This window comes from Oleiharenicola lentus (genome assembly GCF_004118375.1).
GTDB classification, from domain to species: domain Bacteria; phylum Verrucomicrobiota; class Verrucomicrobiia; order Opitutales; family Opitutaceae; genus Lacunisphaera; species Lacunisphaera lenta.
The window spans coordinates 879,435-895,594 of record NZ_SDHX01000002.1; the positions used below are offsets into that span (position 1 = coordinate 879,435).

Below are 16,160 nucleotides of genomic sequence, written 5' to 3' on the forward strand. Positions count from 1 at the left end.
AGAAATTCCGTTCTGCGCGTGCGCCTCACTTGAACCAGTCGAGCGGCACGGCCCGCGCCATCGCGGCGTAGCCGGCGTCGTTGGCGTGGAGATGATCGCCGGAATCGTATTCCGCGCGCAGCCGCTCGGGATGCGTCGGATCGCGAATGATCTGATCGAAGTCCACGACTCCATCGAAGCAGGTGCTGGCGCGGATCCAGGCATTCAGCGCCTGACGCTGCGCCTCCTTCTCCGCGGAGAAATAGCCCGCCCCGGAAAACGGCAGCAACGTGCCGACATAAACCTTGAGGCCGCGCTCGTGGCCACGCGCCGCGATCTGCTGCAAGGCGGCGATCAAGGCACCGACGCGTGCCGGATCGACGGCGTGTGTGCCGATGTCGTTGGTGCCCTCCAGCACCAGCAGCGCCGACACTCCGGGGGCGGCGAAGACATCGCGCTCCAGACGCGCGAGTGCGTTTTCCCCATCGGACAACCAGCGCGCGGGATCGGTCAGCAGGCAATTGCCGCTGATACCCGCGTTCACCACCCCGCGCCCCCGACCGGCCGCATTCAACCGATCCGCGAATTGGTCCGGCCAGCGGCGATTCGCATCGAAGGTCGAGCACGCGCCGTCGGTCAGCGAATCGCCAAGCAGCACGATGGCCGAAGCGCGCGCCGGAGCGCGCACGCTGAGACCGGAGAGAAAAACCCAGCCGGTAACCTTGCGCGCATCGTCCGGAAAAATTTCCGCTGCGGTCCGGTCGCCGCGCACCGCGTAAACGGCCTGCAGTGTATCGTAGTGCACGCCGCCCCCGAACGACCGACCGGCCACGTGGAGGCTGACCAGCAGCTCCGCACCGGCCGGCGCCGTGAGCAGGATCGGATCGCTGAGCACGCGCGCGTTGGGCGTGAGCGTGATTGCGGTCCGCCCACCGAACGTCACCACGCGATCCGATCCAGGCAGCAATCGGCTCCCGCGGTCGCGACGCGCGAGATGCACGGCGTCGAGCGTCACCGGCTCCGGATTGTAGGCGTTGGACAGGCACAGGCGGAATTCTTCACCGCCGAGCGAAATGCGCACCGCCTGCCGCAGCGTTTCGTCATGGAACAGGAAGCCCTCCTTCTGCATTTCCGCCGCGCTCCCGAGTCGCAGCCCGGGACTCGTGCCCCAAGTGCCGACCCAGTGTGTCGCCGCGCGCACCGAGCCGCTCAACGTCGGAGCCAGCCACACCAGCACGAGAAGAAGCCGGATTTTCATCGCGAAAACGCGCTCAGCGTCCGGGGCGCATTTTATCCACCACGGTCTGCATTGCCGCCTCCTGTTCCTCGATGCTGCGCACGAGCGCGAACTGGTTGCGGCAACGATCGAGATTGTGGCGCGGGTGCTTCGTCTTGAAGTAAACGTCGCCCTCGAGAAAGTCGGTCAGGAAGCGGATGCCGATCTCGAACGTGATGAGTCGGCCCGAGAACGCGAGGTGCGCGCGCTCCGTCGGATTGAGAAACGCACCGGCCGCCGAGAGGTAGCCCGAGACCAGACCCTCGAAAATTTCCATGCGCATCCGGACGTTGCGCGGCTCGGGATCGTCCTCCGCCGTGGAGTTGGTCGCCGAGCGCACCATGTCACCGAAATCGTAGAGCGCGAGGCCGGGCATCACGGTGTCGAGATCGATCACGCACAGCGCGCGTCCGGTCGCGTCGTCGAGCATGACGTTATTGAATTTCGTGTCGTTGTGCGTGATGCGCTCCGGCATCTGTCCCGCCGCGTGCAACGCCAGCAGCCGGCCCACGATCGGCTCGCGCGCGAGCGCGAACTCGATTTCTGCGGCGGCGGCCGCAGCGCGACCGTGCGGATTCCGCTCAACGGCGGCGCGCAGCGTGGCGAAGCGCCTAGGCGTGTCGTGAAAATGAGGAATCGTCTCGCGCAACCGCTCGCCGGGGAGATCGACGAGCAGATGCTGGAATTGTCCCACTGCCGCCGCGGCTTCACTCGCCTGGTGCGCGTCGCGCACGAGGTCGTAGGTCGCCGCCTTCTCGATGAAGAGATAGCAGCGCCAGTAAGCACCCGCAGCATCCCGGTGATAGGGCTCACCGGTGCGGGCCGGCAGGAGTGTCAGCGCCCGGCGCGCACCGTCCTCGCCTGCGGCGGTGCGACGTGCAGTGTGCGCGGTCACGCGCTGGATGTTGTCCATCAGCGCGGGCACGTTCTTGAAGATCCGGTGATTCACGCGCTGCAGAATGTAGCGCACGGTGGTGCCCGCCTGGTCGAAGGTGACGGCGAAGGTGTCGTTGATGTGGCCGCTGCCGTAAAGTGCGCCCGAGACGAATTTCCCGTGGAGCGGGAACGCGGCGGAGACGGCAGCAAGTTCGACGAGAGAGGCGTTGCGATCAGACATGGTGCGAAGGGTTGGAAAACGAGGGCGCGGCGCGCGGTTTACGGGGCTTTCGTCTGGGCGGGCGGCGCCGTCGGCTCGGGAGTGAGGGCCATGATCAGGGTCGCGATCAGGGCGGCGGCGATGCCGACGAGGTTCACCCAGTTCGGCACGGTGCGATAAAGCAGCAGCGACAGAAAAACCGTCATGACCGGCGCACCGGCGTTGATCAGCGGCGCGACCACCATCGCCTTGCCGTAGCGGAAGGCATAGACGAGCAGCAGCGCACCGATGGAGTTTAGGCTTTGAATGCCGACGGCTGCCCAGAAACCACTCAGCCCCCAATTGATAGGCTGGTGTCCATCGACCATCCGACACGCCACAGGCAGGAACGGGAGACTGCCCACGACCATGTAGAAGAAAATGCTTTCGGCACTCATTCGACGGTTGGCGTGCGAAATCACGTAGCCCTGCACACCCCACGTCAGGAAGACGAACAGGGTGAGCAACAGCCAGCCGGCGCCGCTCGCCCCGCCCGCGGGCGGTGTGTAAGCTAGCAACGCGCCGGCCACGAGCGACAACCCGATGCCGACCCAGTCCTTGCGCGCCACGCGCTCACGCAGGAGCAGAAACGCCAGGGCCACCGTCACGACCGGCGAGAGCGAGACGATCGGGAAAACCAGATAAGCCGGCGCAAGCCGCAGCACTTTGAACAACACCAGTTGTCCGCTCGCCCCGAGCACGCCGGCCAGCAGGCCCAGCGTCACGGAAACCGCATCGCGCTCGACCTTCCAACCCGCGCGCCACAGCGCGAAAAGCGCAGGCGGAAGCAGCGTAAAGGTCCACACGATGTAGCCCAACGCCTCCGGAAACCCGGCGCGCGCCGTCGTGTCGATCAACGCGCCCCAGACGCCCCACGCCGCCATGGTCAGCACCGCATAGTAGAACCACCAACGCGAAGGATTTGCCGCAGCATTCATGGCATGCGATTCGGGTCAGGAGTTCCGGGCGCGTCCTGCACCGCTCAGCGCGGCGGAGAGCGCACGGGCTTTCTGGCGGTCCGGCACGCGCGCGGGCCGGAGCACCGCCCCGGCGGCCTCGGTCTCGACACGTTGCCGCACCGCCTGCACCAGCTCACGCACGAGAGCCCTGCGCCGGCGCAACAGGCCGGGCACGCAGTAGAAATCGACTTCGTAGGCCCGACGCGCGGGCACACGGCGCGCCGCGCAGACCGCAACCAAGCCCAAGCGCGAATCGCGCAGGACCACGCTGAGGTCTTCCGGCGGACTGCCGCCGGCCAGCGCCGGACGGATCTGCACGACGAACTCGCGTTCGCACTCCGGTCCGTCGAACACGCGCCAAGGCACCAGTCGTCCGGTGAAATCCTGCGGCGGGTGCAGATTCAGCAGCAGGAAAAGACCGCCGAGATCGCCGGCCCGCACGCGATCGATCTTCAATCTCCCGAGGGGCGCGGCATACTGCGTCCGCAAGGCCGTCAACAGCCGCGCCTGCTCTCGCCGGAGCCGCGCCCTGGCTTGTTCACTCGGAGCCGCGGTGGAGTTCAGCTTTTGCCCGAGCGAGAAAATCCGGGCATTGATCACCATGATCCAGCCGGTCGAATCGGTCCCGCGCCTCTCTCGCAGCACCACATAGCCGATGCGCTCATACATGCCATAGGCGGCACGCTCACCCTGCTTGGAACGGAAAAGCCGGTCGTCGGTCTCGAGCACGACGAACGGCACGCCCGCCGCCAACGCCGCGCCGGTCACCGCCTCGGTCACGAGCGTGCCCAAGCCGTAACCGCCCCACCCTTGCGCCGCGCGCACGTGGGCCAGCAATCCCGCGCCGGCCTCGCCGGCGGAGCTGAATACCGAAGCGTGCGCCACGAGGCGGCCGCTTTTCTTTTCCGTCACGAGCGCGAACGCCGCACGCGATTCGCCGTAGAGCCCGAGATACTCATTCAGGATCGTGCCGGTCCAATCGACACCCTTCTGGACCAGCAGATCTTTCACGACTTCCTCGAGCACCGAAAGCGCGGTGCGTCCGGTGGCCAGCGCAGCGGACTCGAGCACCGCGACGCCGCACCCGACATGGAGCGCGCCCTCAAAAAGCTGTCGGGTCTGGTGGTGGCGCAGGCGCACGGGGCGGGAACTCGATCTCACAGAAGGTGACTGGCAGGACATGGGGAAACGACCGACGAGGTCTTTCGCCACCTCATGAAACCAAAGCCGGAGACTGTCGAGCTGCCGGCCTGCAGATATGGCTTTGCAGTAAACTTGCCCGCGGACCTGGCCGGCAGATTTAGTCAGCGGGTCCGCCACGTCCGCCGGAAGCTTCCGCGTTTCCTCGCCGGCTTTTTATCTATGCAGTAAAGTGAGCGACGCGGCGCGCCTTCGGCGCGTTTCTCCTCTGAAATTCGCGTCGTAGACAAAGCCGCCTGTCGGCGTTGGTCGCGTTTGCGCGCACACGCTTCGCTTCCCACTTGCGAGCGCGGCGCGGCACTGCGAAGAGCGTCGGCAATTTCGCGCCCCGCCACCGCAACTCCGGCGAGGCGCACTCACTCCCAGTTTCGCCAAGCCTCCATGATGAAGATTGTTCAATGTTGGGATGACGGTGTCGTCGACGACATCCGCCTGTGCGCACTACTGCGCACACGTGGCGCGCGCGCGACCTTCAATCTCAACCCCGGCCTGCACGGCGCCCGGCGCGGACATGATTGGATTTACCAGCATACGAAGGTCGTGCAGCGACTGGCGCTCGGCGAACTGTGCGAGACCTATCAGGGATTCACAATCGCCAACCACACCCTCACGCATCCGTTTCCGTCCCGGCTGTCGCTCGCCGAATGGCGTCGCGAGGTGAGCGACGGGCGGAAGCAGCTACAGGATCACTTCCAGCAGGAGGTGCGCGGCTTCGCTTATCCCTACGGCGAGCACGATGCCGCTTTGGCGGAGGTCCTCCGCGAGACCGGACACTGCTACGCTCGCACCTGTCTCAACGCCACGCCTTGTCTGCCCGCGCGCGACGATTTCATTTTGGCGACCGATTGCCACCATGCCGACCCGGCGTTCTGGGAACGCTATGAGGCCGCAAAGGCCGCGCGTTCGCCGGTGTTCTACTTCTGGGGCCACAGCTACGAGCTAATGACCGAAGCGGACTGGGCCGGTTTCGATGCGAAGCTGCAACGGATCAACGCCGACCCGGAGGTCCGCTGGGCCGACCTGCCTGAGCTTTTCCCTTCTTCCGCCCCCCAACGCTCAGCCCCCTGATGCAGACCACTCCCAAGATCAAAGCGGCGTTCTTCTCCGGCCCCGCCAACTGGCTCCCGAGCTCGCCGATCGATTACACCTACGGCCACGGCCGACGGGCGCGGCTCGCGACACTCTGCGACCTGCATCCTCGCATCGTCACTGCGGAGAACTTCACCGCGGAACAGCCGGCTCTGCAGGGTCTGGAAGTCATCTTCTCCACCTGGGGCATGCCGTGTCTCAGCGCGGCTCAGCTGGAGCTCCTGCCGAAGTTGCGCGTGGTGTTCTACGCGGCCGGTTCCGTGAGCCACTTCGCGTCCCATTATTTGGAGCGCGGCATCCAAATCGTGAGCGCGAAGGAGGCTAACGCCGATTCAGTCGCGGAGTTCTGTCTCGGGCAAATCCTGCTCGGCACGAAGGGTTATTTCCGCAACTCCCGCGAATATCGCATGCCTGCGCGATGGGATTCCTGCTTCCGCGGCCCGGGCAATTACGAGGAGACCGTGGCGCTGATCGGCGTCGGCGCCGTCGCACGCAAGACGGCCGCGATGCTGCAGCACTTCAAGCTCAAGCTCCTGCTGGTGGAAGATTATCTCTCCGATGTCGAGGCTCGCACACTCGGCGGCACGAAGGTCTCGCTGGAGGACGCGTTTGCGTCCGCCTTCGTGGTTTCAAACCATCTCGCGGATTTTCCCCACACGCGCGGCGCGATCCGGGCGCGACACTTCCGGGCGCTGCGTCCCGGCGCCGTCTTCATCAATACCGGCCGCGGTCAGCAAGTCGACGAGGCCGACCTCGCGGTGGTCTTTGCTGAGCGCACCGATTTGACCGCGCTGCTCGACGTGACCGAGGCCGAGCCGCTGCCGGCCGAGTCGCCGCTGTATGCGCTCCCCAACGTGCATCTTTCCACGCACCTCGCCGGCGCGCTGAACAACGAGGCGCCGCGGCTCGCGGATCTCGTGATCGACGAATTCCTCGCCTACCGCGCCGGCCAGCCGCTCCGCCACAGCGTCACCATGGAAAGCCTGTCTCTGCGCGCCTGAAATTCTCCGCTTCCACGTCCATGACTACGCTTTCTTCCGCACCCTACATTTTGCCGGCCGGACGTTTCGGCGGCGAGAATCCGCTGCCGGTCTTCCGCTCGCTCAACGAGAATTTTCCGCTCCACCTCGATCCCGAGCTGCCGGACGAAGAGCGTCGCTACGCCGGCTGGAAAGCCCAGTTCCGGATGCTGCCGCACCGGCTCCAGGACGACTACGACCGCACGCGCCAGCCGCGCACATTTCGCTCGCTCGTGCTGCAGAACGAGCACCTTCGCGCCATATTTCTGCCGGAGCTGGGCGGGCGGCTCGTTTCGTTGGTGCATTTGGCCGAGCAGCGCGAGCTGCTGGATCGCAACCCGGTGTTCCAGCCGGCCAATCTGGCGATCCGCAACGCGTGGTTCAGCGGTGGCATCGAGTGGAACATGGGCTGTTTCGGTCATCATCATCTGACTTGTTCGCCGGTGTTCGCCGCCCGTGTGCACGCGCCGCAAGGCTACGATTTTCTCCGCCTCTACGAGTTCGACCGCACCAAGGTTTTCCCCTGGCAGATCGATTTCCATCTGCCGCCGGGCTCGCGCTGCCTGCTCGTGCGTGTCCGGCTGCTCAACCCACATGCCCACGAGATCCCGATGTATTGGTGGTCGAACATCGCCGTGCCGGAAACGCGGGGCACGCGCGTGCTGGCGCCCGCCGACACCTGCCTGCACAACGTCGGCGATCAGCCGCTGAGCATTGCCAAGATGCCGGCGCTCTTCGGTCAGGACGCGAGCTACAGTTCGTCCCTGCCGATCACGCACGAGTTTTTCTATCGCTTGGAGGACACGCGCCGGCCGTGGATCGCGGCCGTGGCGGAGGACGGCAAGGGCCTCGCGCAGATGTCCACCTCGCGGCTGAGAGGCCGCAAGATGTTCTGCTGGGGCATGGGCAGCGGCGGGCGGAATTGGCAGACTTATCTCTCCGAACCAGGCCGCGCCTACATCGAGATCCAAGCCGGGCTCGGTCGGCTGCAGGCCGGCTGCCTGCCGATGCCGGCGCACGCCGAGTGGTCGTGGACCGAAGCCTACGGCCTGCTGAGCGGCGATCCGCGGACGTTGCACTCGCCCGATTGGTCCGTCGCGCGCAGCGCGGCGGAGCAGGACATGGAGCGTCTGCTGTCCGCGCGCGAACTCGAGAGCTGGCATCAGGCGAGCGCCGCCACCGCCACGCTCCCGCCGAGTGAGATGCTGCACACCGGGTCCGGTTGGGGCGCGCTCGAGCGATTGCGCGCCGAGCGCCAAGGCGCGCATTGCTATTTGCCGCCCGAGATGGAGTTTCCCGTCTCGAGCCTCGGAGCGGAGCAACAGCCGTGGCTCGAGCTGCTCGAGACCGGCACGCTGCCCGCCCGCTCCGCCACCGCGGCGGATCCCGGCGCCTACCTGATCCAGGATGAATGGCGTTGGTTGCTCGAGCGCGCGCTCGCCGCGGGACGCGGCGATCATTGGCTGAGCTGGTATCACCTCGGCGTCGCCCGGCTGGAAAATCACGAGCCGCTCGGTGCGCGCAGCGCTTGGGAACGCTCGCTTGCCCTGCAACCGACTGCGTGGGCGCATCGCAACCTCGCACAACTTGCGCGCCAGCAGAGCCAGTCTGCCGAAGCGCTCGAACACTACACGCAGGCGTGGGCGTGCGGGCCGCACACCAGCGCGCTCGCAATCGAATACGCGCAATACCTCGCCGACTTGCAGCTCTACGAACGGCTCGACGGCTTCGTCCGCACGCTCGCGCCGGCATTCGCCGCACACGAGCGGATGTCGATCTTCCGCGCGCTCGCCGCACTGAAGGCGGGACGGCTCGCGGAGGTCGAACCGGTCTTCTCCCATCCCTTCGCCACCATCCGCGAGGGCGAGCTCACCCTCACGAATCTCTGGTTCGAATGGCATGCCCGACAACTGGCCGCGCGAGAGAATGTGCCGTTCGATGCCGCACTGCTCGCGCGCGCGCAGCGGGAATTCCCGCCGCCGCACAACATCGACTTCCGTCTGCTGGCCGGCGGCTCCTGACTCGCGAAGGCGTGCCGCGCCCTCACGGCACGCTCAAGTGCTCCGCTCAGGCGGCGTTTCGCCAGGCGGCTGGTAACCAGCATAGCCGCCGAAGCGGCGGATTTTGCGCGCCACCACGACGCCCACGGCCAGCACCGCGATGTTCACGATGAAACCGAGCGTGTAAGTGTGGCGGTAAATGTGACCGAAGGCGTCGAGAAACCAGCCCACCACCGGAGCAAAGACGATCTGCAGCAAAGCCAGCAACATGAGCGCCGCGGAAGAGAACTGCGCAAAGCGCGAGCGCGGGAACAACCGCTGTCCCAGCGAGGAGACGGCCGTGATGATCATGCCGACAAGGAACGTGTGCAGGACAAAGACCACCGAGAACGTCGCGCCGCTCGTGGTGACGAAGCCCGCCACGAGACAGAAAATCGCATACAGCGCCACGCACACCCAGCTGACGCGGAACGGATGGTAGCGATCCGCGAGCGCACCGATGGGATACGACATCACCAGCGACAGCAGATAGGAGAACGCGAGCAGCTTGCCGTAGAAGGCCATGTCGACATCGAGACTGCGTGCGAGGTAGATATTGTAGAGGTTGGTCGGAAAGAACGCGACGTTGACCAACGCGAAGTAGGCGAACACCCAGCGGTAGAACGGCTCCGTGAAGCACTCCGAGAAATAGCGCCGCGCCGCGCCCCAGCCGCCACCGGGCGGAGCCGCCGCCGGTGGCGGATACTCGCCTTCGGTGACGCGCAGGCACATCAGCGAGAAGCCGACGCCATAGAGCCCGGCCATGCCCGCGAAGATCAAGGTGTGGTGCGACTCCGCAGCGCCGAGCAGCCAGAGGTTGAAACCCATGCCCGCGAGCAGCGCGAGAATGCGAAAGAGCCCGAAAAAACGGCCCAGCAGATTGGCCGGCACCACGTCGTTGATGAGTCCGAGAAAAATCACGTTGGCCGTCACAGCGGAGAATTCGAAGACGGTCCAGAAGAGCCCGAGCAGACAGAGCATCAGCACGTCCTCGCTCCAGTGACCGCCGGTCGGAAGCAGCCGGACCAACCAGGGCGACGCCGCGAGCCCAGCCATGGCCAGCACCGCAATCGGCGTGGTGATCATCAGGAACGGAATGCGGCGGCCGTGTTTGCCGCGGTGACGATCAGAGTAGTAGCTCACGATCGGCGCAGCGAAGACGCTCATCAAACTCGGAACGGTGCCGAGCAGGAGCCCCGTCACGAGATCGGAGGCACCGTGCTTCTTTAGCAGCAGCTGAACGATAACGGGGATCGAACGATCTTTGATTAGTGTGAACGTAAAATCACCCCAGAGCAGCCAGAAAAACAGCAGGACCAGGGCACCCTTGCTGTAGCTCAGCGTGCCTATGCGCCACCGCGGGACGGGAGTGTCGTGGGCCATCTCGGGCGACGCGGAAGGCAAAGAGGAAGGTGGCGACATGCGGAGGCCAGAGCGGAAATTAGTCAATAATGGCACTCAGGCAAAACAGCCCAAGAGCAAAAGCGAACGGCGGCCCACAGCCCCCTGCTGCAAGCCGCCGTGACACTTACACACTAGAGCTTCAGAGGCGCGTGGTGATAGTCAGGATAACCATGCGCGGATCGCCCCGCGTGTTGACCGAAGGCGTATATTCCTTGTTGGCGATGTTCTTCACCGACAGCGCGAACTCGGTGTTGCGACCGATGATCTTGGTCGAATAGCCGACCGTCATGTCGAAGAGCGCGTACGGACGGAAATACAGCGCGTTATTTTGGTCGGAGGCTTTCTGGAATCCCTGCCAAGTCATGCCGCCAGCAATGTAGGCGCTCTTCAGAGGGCCTGAGGGGAAGAAATACTTCGTCCACACACTGCCCATGTTGCCCACCGAGCCGAGGAGCGGCACGCCTTCGAGCGCGGTGTTCTCGGGATTCCGATAGTAAATGGCGTTTTGGTGGCTGTAGGCGAGGTAGGTCTGCCAGTTGGGAATCGGGCTGAGCACGACATCGAACTCGATGCCGCGACTCTGCGTCATGCCGGTCTGCACCGTGCGGAAGGCGAGTTCGCCTGCAGAGTTGAAGGCGGCGATGGACTGGATCAGGTTGTTGTTACGAATCTGATAGGCGCTGATCGTGCCGGAGAGCTTGCCGTCAAGGAAGGCAGCTTTCAGTCCAATGTCGTAGCCTTCTCCGATCGGATCCTTTGCGGGTCCAAGGTAGTTTTCGTCCGCGTCGTAGAGGTCTGCGGAGTTCGGTACGAAGGATTTACTGTAGGCGGCGTAGGCGGATACCTCCGGAGTGATCTTGTAAAGCACGCCGACCTGGGGTGTGTTGGCGGAGGAGACATAGGCTGGTAGCACCTCACCGGTGCGCATGTTGGTGGATACGGTCTCCGTTTCCGTGTGACGGAGGCCGGTGAGGGCGACCAGGTGATCATCAAGGAAGCCAAGGGTCAGACCGCCCCAATATGACTTGATACTGACGTCGTCGTGCCAGTAGGAGATAGTGGGCATGATGGGCACTGGCTCGTCGCGGTTCCACGTGGAGGGATTGGAGAGGTCCCAAGCGCGGGGATAGTCGACGGTCGAGGCGCGGTGCTTTTCGTTGTCTGAATTCTGACTATCCTCTTGGACGCCGAAAAGGAATTTGGCGGAAACGCCTCCAAACTGATATTTGCCGATCGCCTCCGCGTTGTAGGTTTGGGTGTCGCCCCAATAGTGGCCGGTGTTGGGGCGGCGCATGAGGGCGTTCTCGGGCTGAATGGCCGGCAGTGTCGCGGTGGCCGCGATGGGCGCGGTGGTAAAGACGCCGTAGCCGACGATGAAGCGCGCGCTGGTGTAATACTCAATGTCACGCTTGGAGGAGGCGTAGACGAGGCGGGTGTTCCAGTGTTCGCCTATGCCCTGATTGTATTCGGCGACGAGATTCCTGTTTTTCGTCTGGCGGTAGTTGGCGTTGGCTGAGGTGTTGAAAGTCCGCGGGAGGCCCGGATAGAAGAGGCCGTTTTTGCTCCCGTCCGGCAGGCGACTGTCGTAAACGGTCGGCAAGGGATTGAGCAAGGGGCCCTCGTCCTTATCGAATCTCTCGTAGCTGACCATGATCTGTCCGGTCTTGTTGACCTGCCAGGCCAGGGCCCCGGCGGCGGCCCACCGATTGGCATCGTAAGCATCATAGTAATGTGAGTCCTGACCGGTGGTCAGGCCGAGGCGATAGCTAAGGCCCTTGGCAATCGGACCGGTGCTATCGAGATTGGCCACGAAGTAATCGTAGCTGCCTCCGCTCAGCGTGAGCGTGTTCAGTTTGTAGCTCAGCGGCCGCTTCGAGATAACGTTCACGATACCCCCCGGAGAGAGCTGGCCGTAGAGGAACGACGACGGGCCCTTCATCACCTCGACGCGCTCTACCAGAGTTGGGTCCAGGACCTGCGGACCCGTGAAACCGTTGCGAAGCGGCTGGGTGCCAGCGTCGAAGCCACGAATGGTGAAGTGACTGTTGCCTTCGTCGAAACCGCCACCTATGAACGTCACGCCCGGACTGTATTTCACGATGTCGTAGAGGCCGGAGGCGTGCTGATCCTGGATAAATTCATTCGTGAACGCATTCAGCGCGAAAGGAAGGTCCTTGATCGGAGTGTCGAAGCGGGATCCGGAAACGGAGTTCGAGGCGCGGTAGCCCTGGTCTTTGGAGGAGTTGACGACAAAGGGCGAGAGCACGACGGTGTCGTCTGGGCTCGTACTGTCATTCGATGAGGGGTCTTTTTCCGGCGCGGCGGGCTGCACCGATTGGGCGGGCAACTGGATCATCAGCAGCACGGCCAACGGCAAGCATCGGGTAGTCAGGTGTTTCATTGGTATGTTGGGTTAACTTGATTCCAAGGTGGCCTTGGGAAACGTGGGCACTAAAACAGCTGCCGTTTGCCCCACCGGTGAGGTGACTTCAATGCCTTCGCCGGTATGCAGTAATCCAGGGGATTATATGCTTAGTCCGGTTCGGTTGGTCAGGTAAGAGTCGCTATCGCGTCTATCGTTTCAGATCAACGGCACCGCTTAGGTGCCACCATTGCAGACCAGGCATTACCCTCTGTATCATCTGGCCCTCGGTTTCCAGGGTGTTGAGGTCGCCGCCGCCGCGTCCACGAAGCAGGGCGCGGCATCCCGAGGAAAGCTCCATCCGGCAATGCCTGTTGGAGACGTGCAGTGCATGAGATCGGCTGATTCTCTAAGCCCCAAGAAATCGAAAAGCTTCCTCATCCTGATTCTCTACTATCGCTCTCTGCCGCGACTTGTTAAGGCATAAAAATCTGCGTTCGGTCCTATCGACACCAACCCGACTGAGTCGCCGACAAGGATTACATGAGACGACGCAAATAGGGTCATAGCGACTGTCTGCAGCGGCTCCGGTGCCACATTTAAGTATTCATGGCGCCGCTCACGAGCGTGCGCACCGAATCTGCTTGGGTAGATTGTGCTCATGCAAGCTGAGAGCGAAGGCGTCGCAGGATGATGCGGAAAGATCGACATCCAAGCGCGGAACTCCGCCTGTTGGTCGACCGGAATGTCTCGAATTTGAATCACTGGGAGTAAGTGCCGACCTATGTGGATACTTTCATGCCTTCGGTAGCGTCTGATGCCTCCGCATGAGCCGAGCAGAGGATTGCCGATGAGACATAGTCATGCTGGTTAGCCCATGTGGATTTGCTTAATCGATCCGTCACCACGATGAAGAGCCACGGTCAGCCATGTTGTGTCGACGACGATTTGATTGGGGACACTCGAAGAGCAACCCTGCTCGGGGTTTAGGTTCCATGTGCGTTCAATACACCACAACCAGTGGCTTGGGTGATGTTGATGACCAGACTAGACCATCGTCGGGCCCTTTTTGGCGTAGCATACCTCTCGCAACATCTCGTCACCCACATCTTCGCCACAACGAACGAAAGCCGATAACATTTTCAACTCCGCGGCCCGCGATGGGCTACGCGATCACGAAACTGGTGCTTAATTTCCTGCACTCAAGGTGCGTAATCGTTTAGAAGCTTCAAGCTCGTCCTGTCGGTCTGACTAAGGTCGTGCACCGCGATAGTTCGCGGCAACCCCGCCAAGGGAGCCGAGCTGCTGCACGACCATCACCCCAAGGAAGAGCGGCGCCGTCAGTTCACCAGGGACGAGTTGGATAAGATCTTTTCTGCAGCCACTGGTGAGAGCGCGGGATCATCCTCTTCAAGGGCTACACTACCGAGTGGAGCGGCCAGCGATTTCGCTGAAACACGCGAGGGCGCCCGGTACAAATGACCCTTGAATGAGCATGTTTTTCGTGACCTCGGGCACCCCCCTTTCGCCACGCAGGATCATTCCGGACAGTAATTCCATAGCTGTCCGGCCGATACAGTCTCCGCGCTCGTCTATGCCGCCATCAGGACGATTTTGTCCGACGTCGACCAACGCGTAGGCGAAAGGCGGCGGCTCACCGCGGTAGATCCGGCTGACCGCCTCCTGCAAGCGATCAATATAGGGAGTGATGATAACATCGGGTTTTTCGCGCTCGAGCCAGTTCACCAGCAGTCCGCGATAGTCGAAATTGCCAGGCGGCGTAACCAATGGATGCACGGTCTCAGTGCCGCCGTAGGCGTTGTGCCAAGCGAGCGCCGCAGTGAAATTATGCCGCACGCGCTGCTCCATTTCATGGGTGATATCGAGCCCGATGCGGCGGTAACCGCGGATCGTGAGTTCGCGGCAAAGCAACATCATGTTGTTGAATTGATCGGAAACCACCCGGCAGAACTCCGGACTGATCACCGAGTGGCTGGTCGAGACGACAGAGAACTTGTTCCACGCCAGCACATCATCGCATACCATGGGGATGCGCAGCGGCAACAGCAACAATCCCTCGACGCCTCGGCTCAGCAGCACGCGTTCGAGCCGGTCCGGGCTACCGATGTAATCGGCAAGGTTGATCAGATTGAAACCGAAACCCAACTCCGCGGCGCGAGCCCGGGCCCCCTCGGCGATGCGTCCGACCCACTCGGTGCGGCGCAACCGGTCCTGATCAGTGAGACCGCAGATCATCGCCTGCAGACGATGCGAGCGCTGAACGCGCAGGTGAGACATGAGTCGCGACACCGTCGGATCGGGCTTGTAGCCGCGCTTCTTAGCGAGACGTTGGATGCGCTTGCGGGTGGCGACTGAGATCTTGGGGTTGTTGCGTAGGGCGAGCGAGACAGTCATCGACGTCACGCCGGCCTCCTTGGCCAGCGAACGCATGGTGGGGGCGGGCGAAGAGCACATTGTTTACTGCATAGTTAGTTGTAGGCCAGAGACGCAAGCCCGGCGTTGCCAATGACCGGGACGAAACGTTGTGTGCGGGCAATGGCAAGCCCCACCCTTTCTCCTTTCCCCCAGAGCTCCACCCATGTGCGCGTGGAGCAAGCCCGGTCTGCAATTCCGGGAAGCGTACGAGGCCTAGTAGCGGCGCGAGTCAGGTAATCTCTCATGTCTCTCAGATTTTGCATGGTCGGCTGCGGATGGTTCGCGAACCATCAGTATGGTCCTGCAATCAAGCAACTGATCGCCCGACATCCGGCCTGGGAGTTTTCTGCCTGTTGCGATGTGATCGAGCAAAAGTCGCATAGCTTCGCCGTCGAGTTTGGCGCCAAACGATCCTACCCCGATCTGCTCGCAATGTGCCGTGCGGAGCGACCGAATGTCATCCTTATGGCCGTGCCGAGTGGCGTAATGTACGAAGGCGCGCTTGCCGTATTGCGCGAAGGCCTGCCCTTGCTGCTGGAAAAGCCGCCGGGGCTCACGGTGGACCAGTGGTCCAGCTTGGAGGCCGTGGCCACGCAGAGCCGCGTGCCCAATCTAGTGGCATTCAACCGGCGTCACATGCCGGCGGTAAGCCGGGCCCGCGCTGTGCTGGAGGAAAAGTTCGAGCGTACCCATATTAGCCGTATCAGCTACACGATGCTACGGAGCGGCCGGCTAAACGAGGATTTTTCCACCACGGCGATTCACGCCCTCGACACGCTCCTGTTTCTCGGCGGCAGTCCTTACAAAGAGGCGCAGTTCCGATTCGGCCCGGTGGAGCGCGGCCAACCGGTGCGAATCACGATGGATGCAGTCAGTCACGGCGGCATCCGTTCTCACTTGGACATCCTGCCCGACGCCGGGCGCAGCGTGGAGATGATCTCCGTCGATGCACCGGGGCAGACCTTGGAAATCAGGCTCGCCGCCACGCCCGAAGCGGAGCTGCAGGGTGAGGTCGATTATTGGCGGAAAGGCGTGCGGCATGCAGTGTATTCCGATGCCGCCTCGCCCGTGCATTTGCGCAGCGGCGTCTATAACGAGATCGAGTCGTTTTGCTTGGCCATCGAGCACGCCGCCACGTGTCCCTCGCCCACACTCTCAGAGTGCGGACAGCAGGTCGCGCTGATGGAAGCCATCCGAGCCCAACGCACGAAGCGCCTGGTCTGGGACATGCAGGAACGCAAGCTGGTCACAGTCCACTAGGG

Annotated in this window: 11 protein-coding genes; 4 read left to right on the top strand and 7 right to left on the bottom strand. The window is 63.1% G+C overall.

Going from position 1 to position 16,160, the window contains the following annotated elements; genetic code table 11:
• Positions 1 to 25 precede the first annotated feature (25 nt).
• From ESB00_RS17455 to ESB00_RS17470, 4 genes are read right to left on the bottom strand one after another with little or no spacing between them, the layout of a single operon-like run.
• On the bottom strand, positions 26 to 1,216 hold the full coding sequence (locus ESB00_RS17455) for an SGNH/GDSL hydrolase family protein (protein WP_164976288.1): 1,191 nt from the start codon (positions 1,214 to 1,216) through the stop codon (positions 26 to 28).
• A 34-nt stretch (positions 1,217 to 1,250) separates the two neighbouring features.
• Positions 1,251 to 2,372 carry a phosphotransferase gene (locus ESB00_RS17460; RefSeq protein WP_129049167.1) on the bottom strand — a complete coding sequence of 374 codons (1,122 nt, stop codon included), beginning with the start codon at positions 2,370 to 2,372 and terminating at the stop codon, positions 1,251 to 1,253.
• A 38-nt stretch (positions 2,373 to 2,410) separates the two neighbouring features.
• On the bottom strand, positions 2,411 to 3,328 hold the full coding sequence (locus ESB00_RS17465; protein WP_129049169.1) for a DMT family transporter: 918 nt from the start codon (positions 3,326 to 3,328) through the stop codon (positions 2,411 to 2,413).
• A gap of 15 nt (positions 3,329 to 3,343) precedes the next feature.
• On the bottom strand, positions 3,344 to 4,510 hold the full coding sequence (locus ESB00_RS17470) for a GNAT family N-acetyltransferase (protein WP_164976289.1): 1,167 nt from the start codon (positions 4,508 to 4,510) through the stop codon (positions 3,344 to 3,346).
• A 423-nt stretch (positions 4,511 to 4,933) separates the two neighbouring features.
• On the opposite strand from ESB00_RS17470, the gene ESB00_RS17475 reads away from it, so the two are divergent.
• The 3 genes from ESB00_RS17475 to ESB00_RS17485 are packed head-to-tail and all read left to right on the top strand — an operon-like array spanning position 4,934 to position 8,678.
• Positions 4,934 to 5,617, top strand: a complete 684-nt coding sequence (locus ESB00_RS17475) for a polysaccharide deacetylase family protein (RefSeq protein ID WP_164976290.1) — start codon at positions 4,934 to 4,936, stop codon at positions 5,615 to 5,617.
• Positions 5,617 to 6,639 (top strand): hydroxyacid dehydrogenase, encoded by a 1,023-nt coding sequence (locus tag ESB00_RS17480; RefSeq protein ID WP_129049177.1) that lies wholly within the window; start codon positions 5,617 to 5,619, stop codon positions 6,637 to 6,639. The genes ESB00_RS17475 and ESB00_RS17480 overlap by 1 nt, the downstream gene beginning before the upstream one ends.
• A gap of 20 nt (positions 6,640 to 6,659) precedes the next feature.
• Positions 6,660 to 8,678 carry a DUF5107 domain-containing protein gene (locus ESB00_RS17485; RefSeq protein ID WP_129049179.1) on the top strand — a complete coding sequence of 673 codons (2,019 nt, stop codon included), beginning with the start codon at positions 6,660 to 6,662 and terminating at the stop codon, positions 8,676 to 8,678.
• A gap of 33 nt (positions 8,679 to 8,711) precedes the next feature.
• Here ESB00_RS17485 and ESB00_RS17490 read toward each other — a convergent pair whose 3' ends face one another.
• The 3 genes from ESB00_RS17490 to ESB00_RS17500 form a co-directional block, all read right to left on the bottom strand.
• Positions 8,712 to 10,118 carry an MFS transporter gene (locus ESB00_RS17490; protein WP_129049181.1) on the bottom strand — a complete coding sequence of 469 codons (1,407 nt, stop codon included), beginning with the start codon at positions 10,116 to 10,118 and terminating at the stop codon, positions 8,712 to 8,714.
• Positions 10,119 to 10,239: 121 nt separating this feature from the next.
• Entirely contained in the window at positions 10,240 to 12,501 is a 2,262-nt protein-coding gene (locus tag ESB00_RS17495; RefSeq protein ID WP_129049184.1) for a TonB-dependent siderophore receptor, read from the bottom strand.
• A gap of 1,383 nt (positions 12,502 to 13,884) precedes the next feature.
• Positions 13,885 to 14,913 (bottom strand): LacI family DNA-binding transcriptional regulator, encoded by a 1,029-nt coding sequence (locus tag ESB00_RS17500; protein ID WP_164976291.1) that lies wholly within the window; start codon positions 14,911 to 14,913, stop codon positions 13,885 to 13,887.
• Positions 14,914 to 15,141: 228 nt separating this feature from the next.
• On the opposite strand from ESB00_RS17500, the gene ESB00_RS17505 reads away from it, so the two are divergent.
• Positions 15,142 to 16,158 (top strand): Gfo/Idh/MocA family protein, encoded by a 1,017-nt coding sequence (locus tag ESB00_RS17505; protein WP_129049189.1) that lies wholly within the window; start codon positions 15,142 to 15,144, stop codon positions 16,156 to 16,158.
• The last annotated feature ends 2 nt before the right edge of the window (positions 16,159 to 16,160 follow it).

Excerpts from the sequence above, each read along its gene's own strand:
- ESB00_RS17500 (WP_164976291.1), bottom strand. The coding sequence starts at position 14,913 with ATGCGTTCGCTGGCCAAGGAGGCCGGCGTGACGTCGATGACTGTCTCG.
- ESB00_RS17505 (WP_129049189.1), top strand. The coding sequence starts at position 15,142 with ATGTCTCTCAGATTTTGCATGGTCGGCTGCGGATGGTTCGCGAACCAT.
- ESB00_RS17480 (WP_129049177.1), top strand. The coding sequence starts at position 5,617 with ATGCAGACCACTCCCAAGATCAAAGCGGCGTTCTTCTCCGGCCCCGCC.
- ESB00_RS17485 (WP_129049179.1), top strand. The coding sequence starts at position 6,660 with ATGACTACGCTTTCTTCCGCACCCTACATTTTGCCGGCCGGACGTTTC.
- ESB00_RS17475 (WP_164976290.1), top strand. The coding sequence starts at position 4,934 with ATGAAGATTGTTCAATGTTGGGATGACGGTGTCGTCGACGACATCCGC.
- ESB00_RS17490 (WP_129049181.1), bottom strand. The coding sequence starts at position 10,118 with ATGTCGCCACCTTCCTCTTTGCCTTCCGCGTCGCCCGAGATGGCCCAC.
- ESB00_RS17465 (WP_129049169.1), bottom strand. The coding sequence starts at position 3,328 with ATGAATGCTGCGGCAAATCCTTCGCGTTGGTGGTTCTACTATGCGGTG.
- ESB00_RS17460 (WP_129049167.1), bottom strand. The coding sequence starts at position 2,372 with ATGTCTGATCGCAACGCCTCTCTCGTCGAACTTGCTGCCGTCTCCGCC.
- ESB00_RS17495 (WP_129049184.1), bottom strand. The coding sequence starts at position 12,501 with ATGAAACACCTGACTACCCGATGCTTGCCGTTGGCCGTGCTGCTGATG.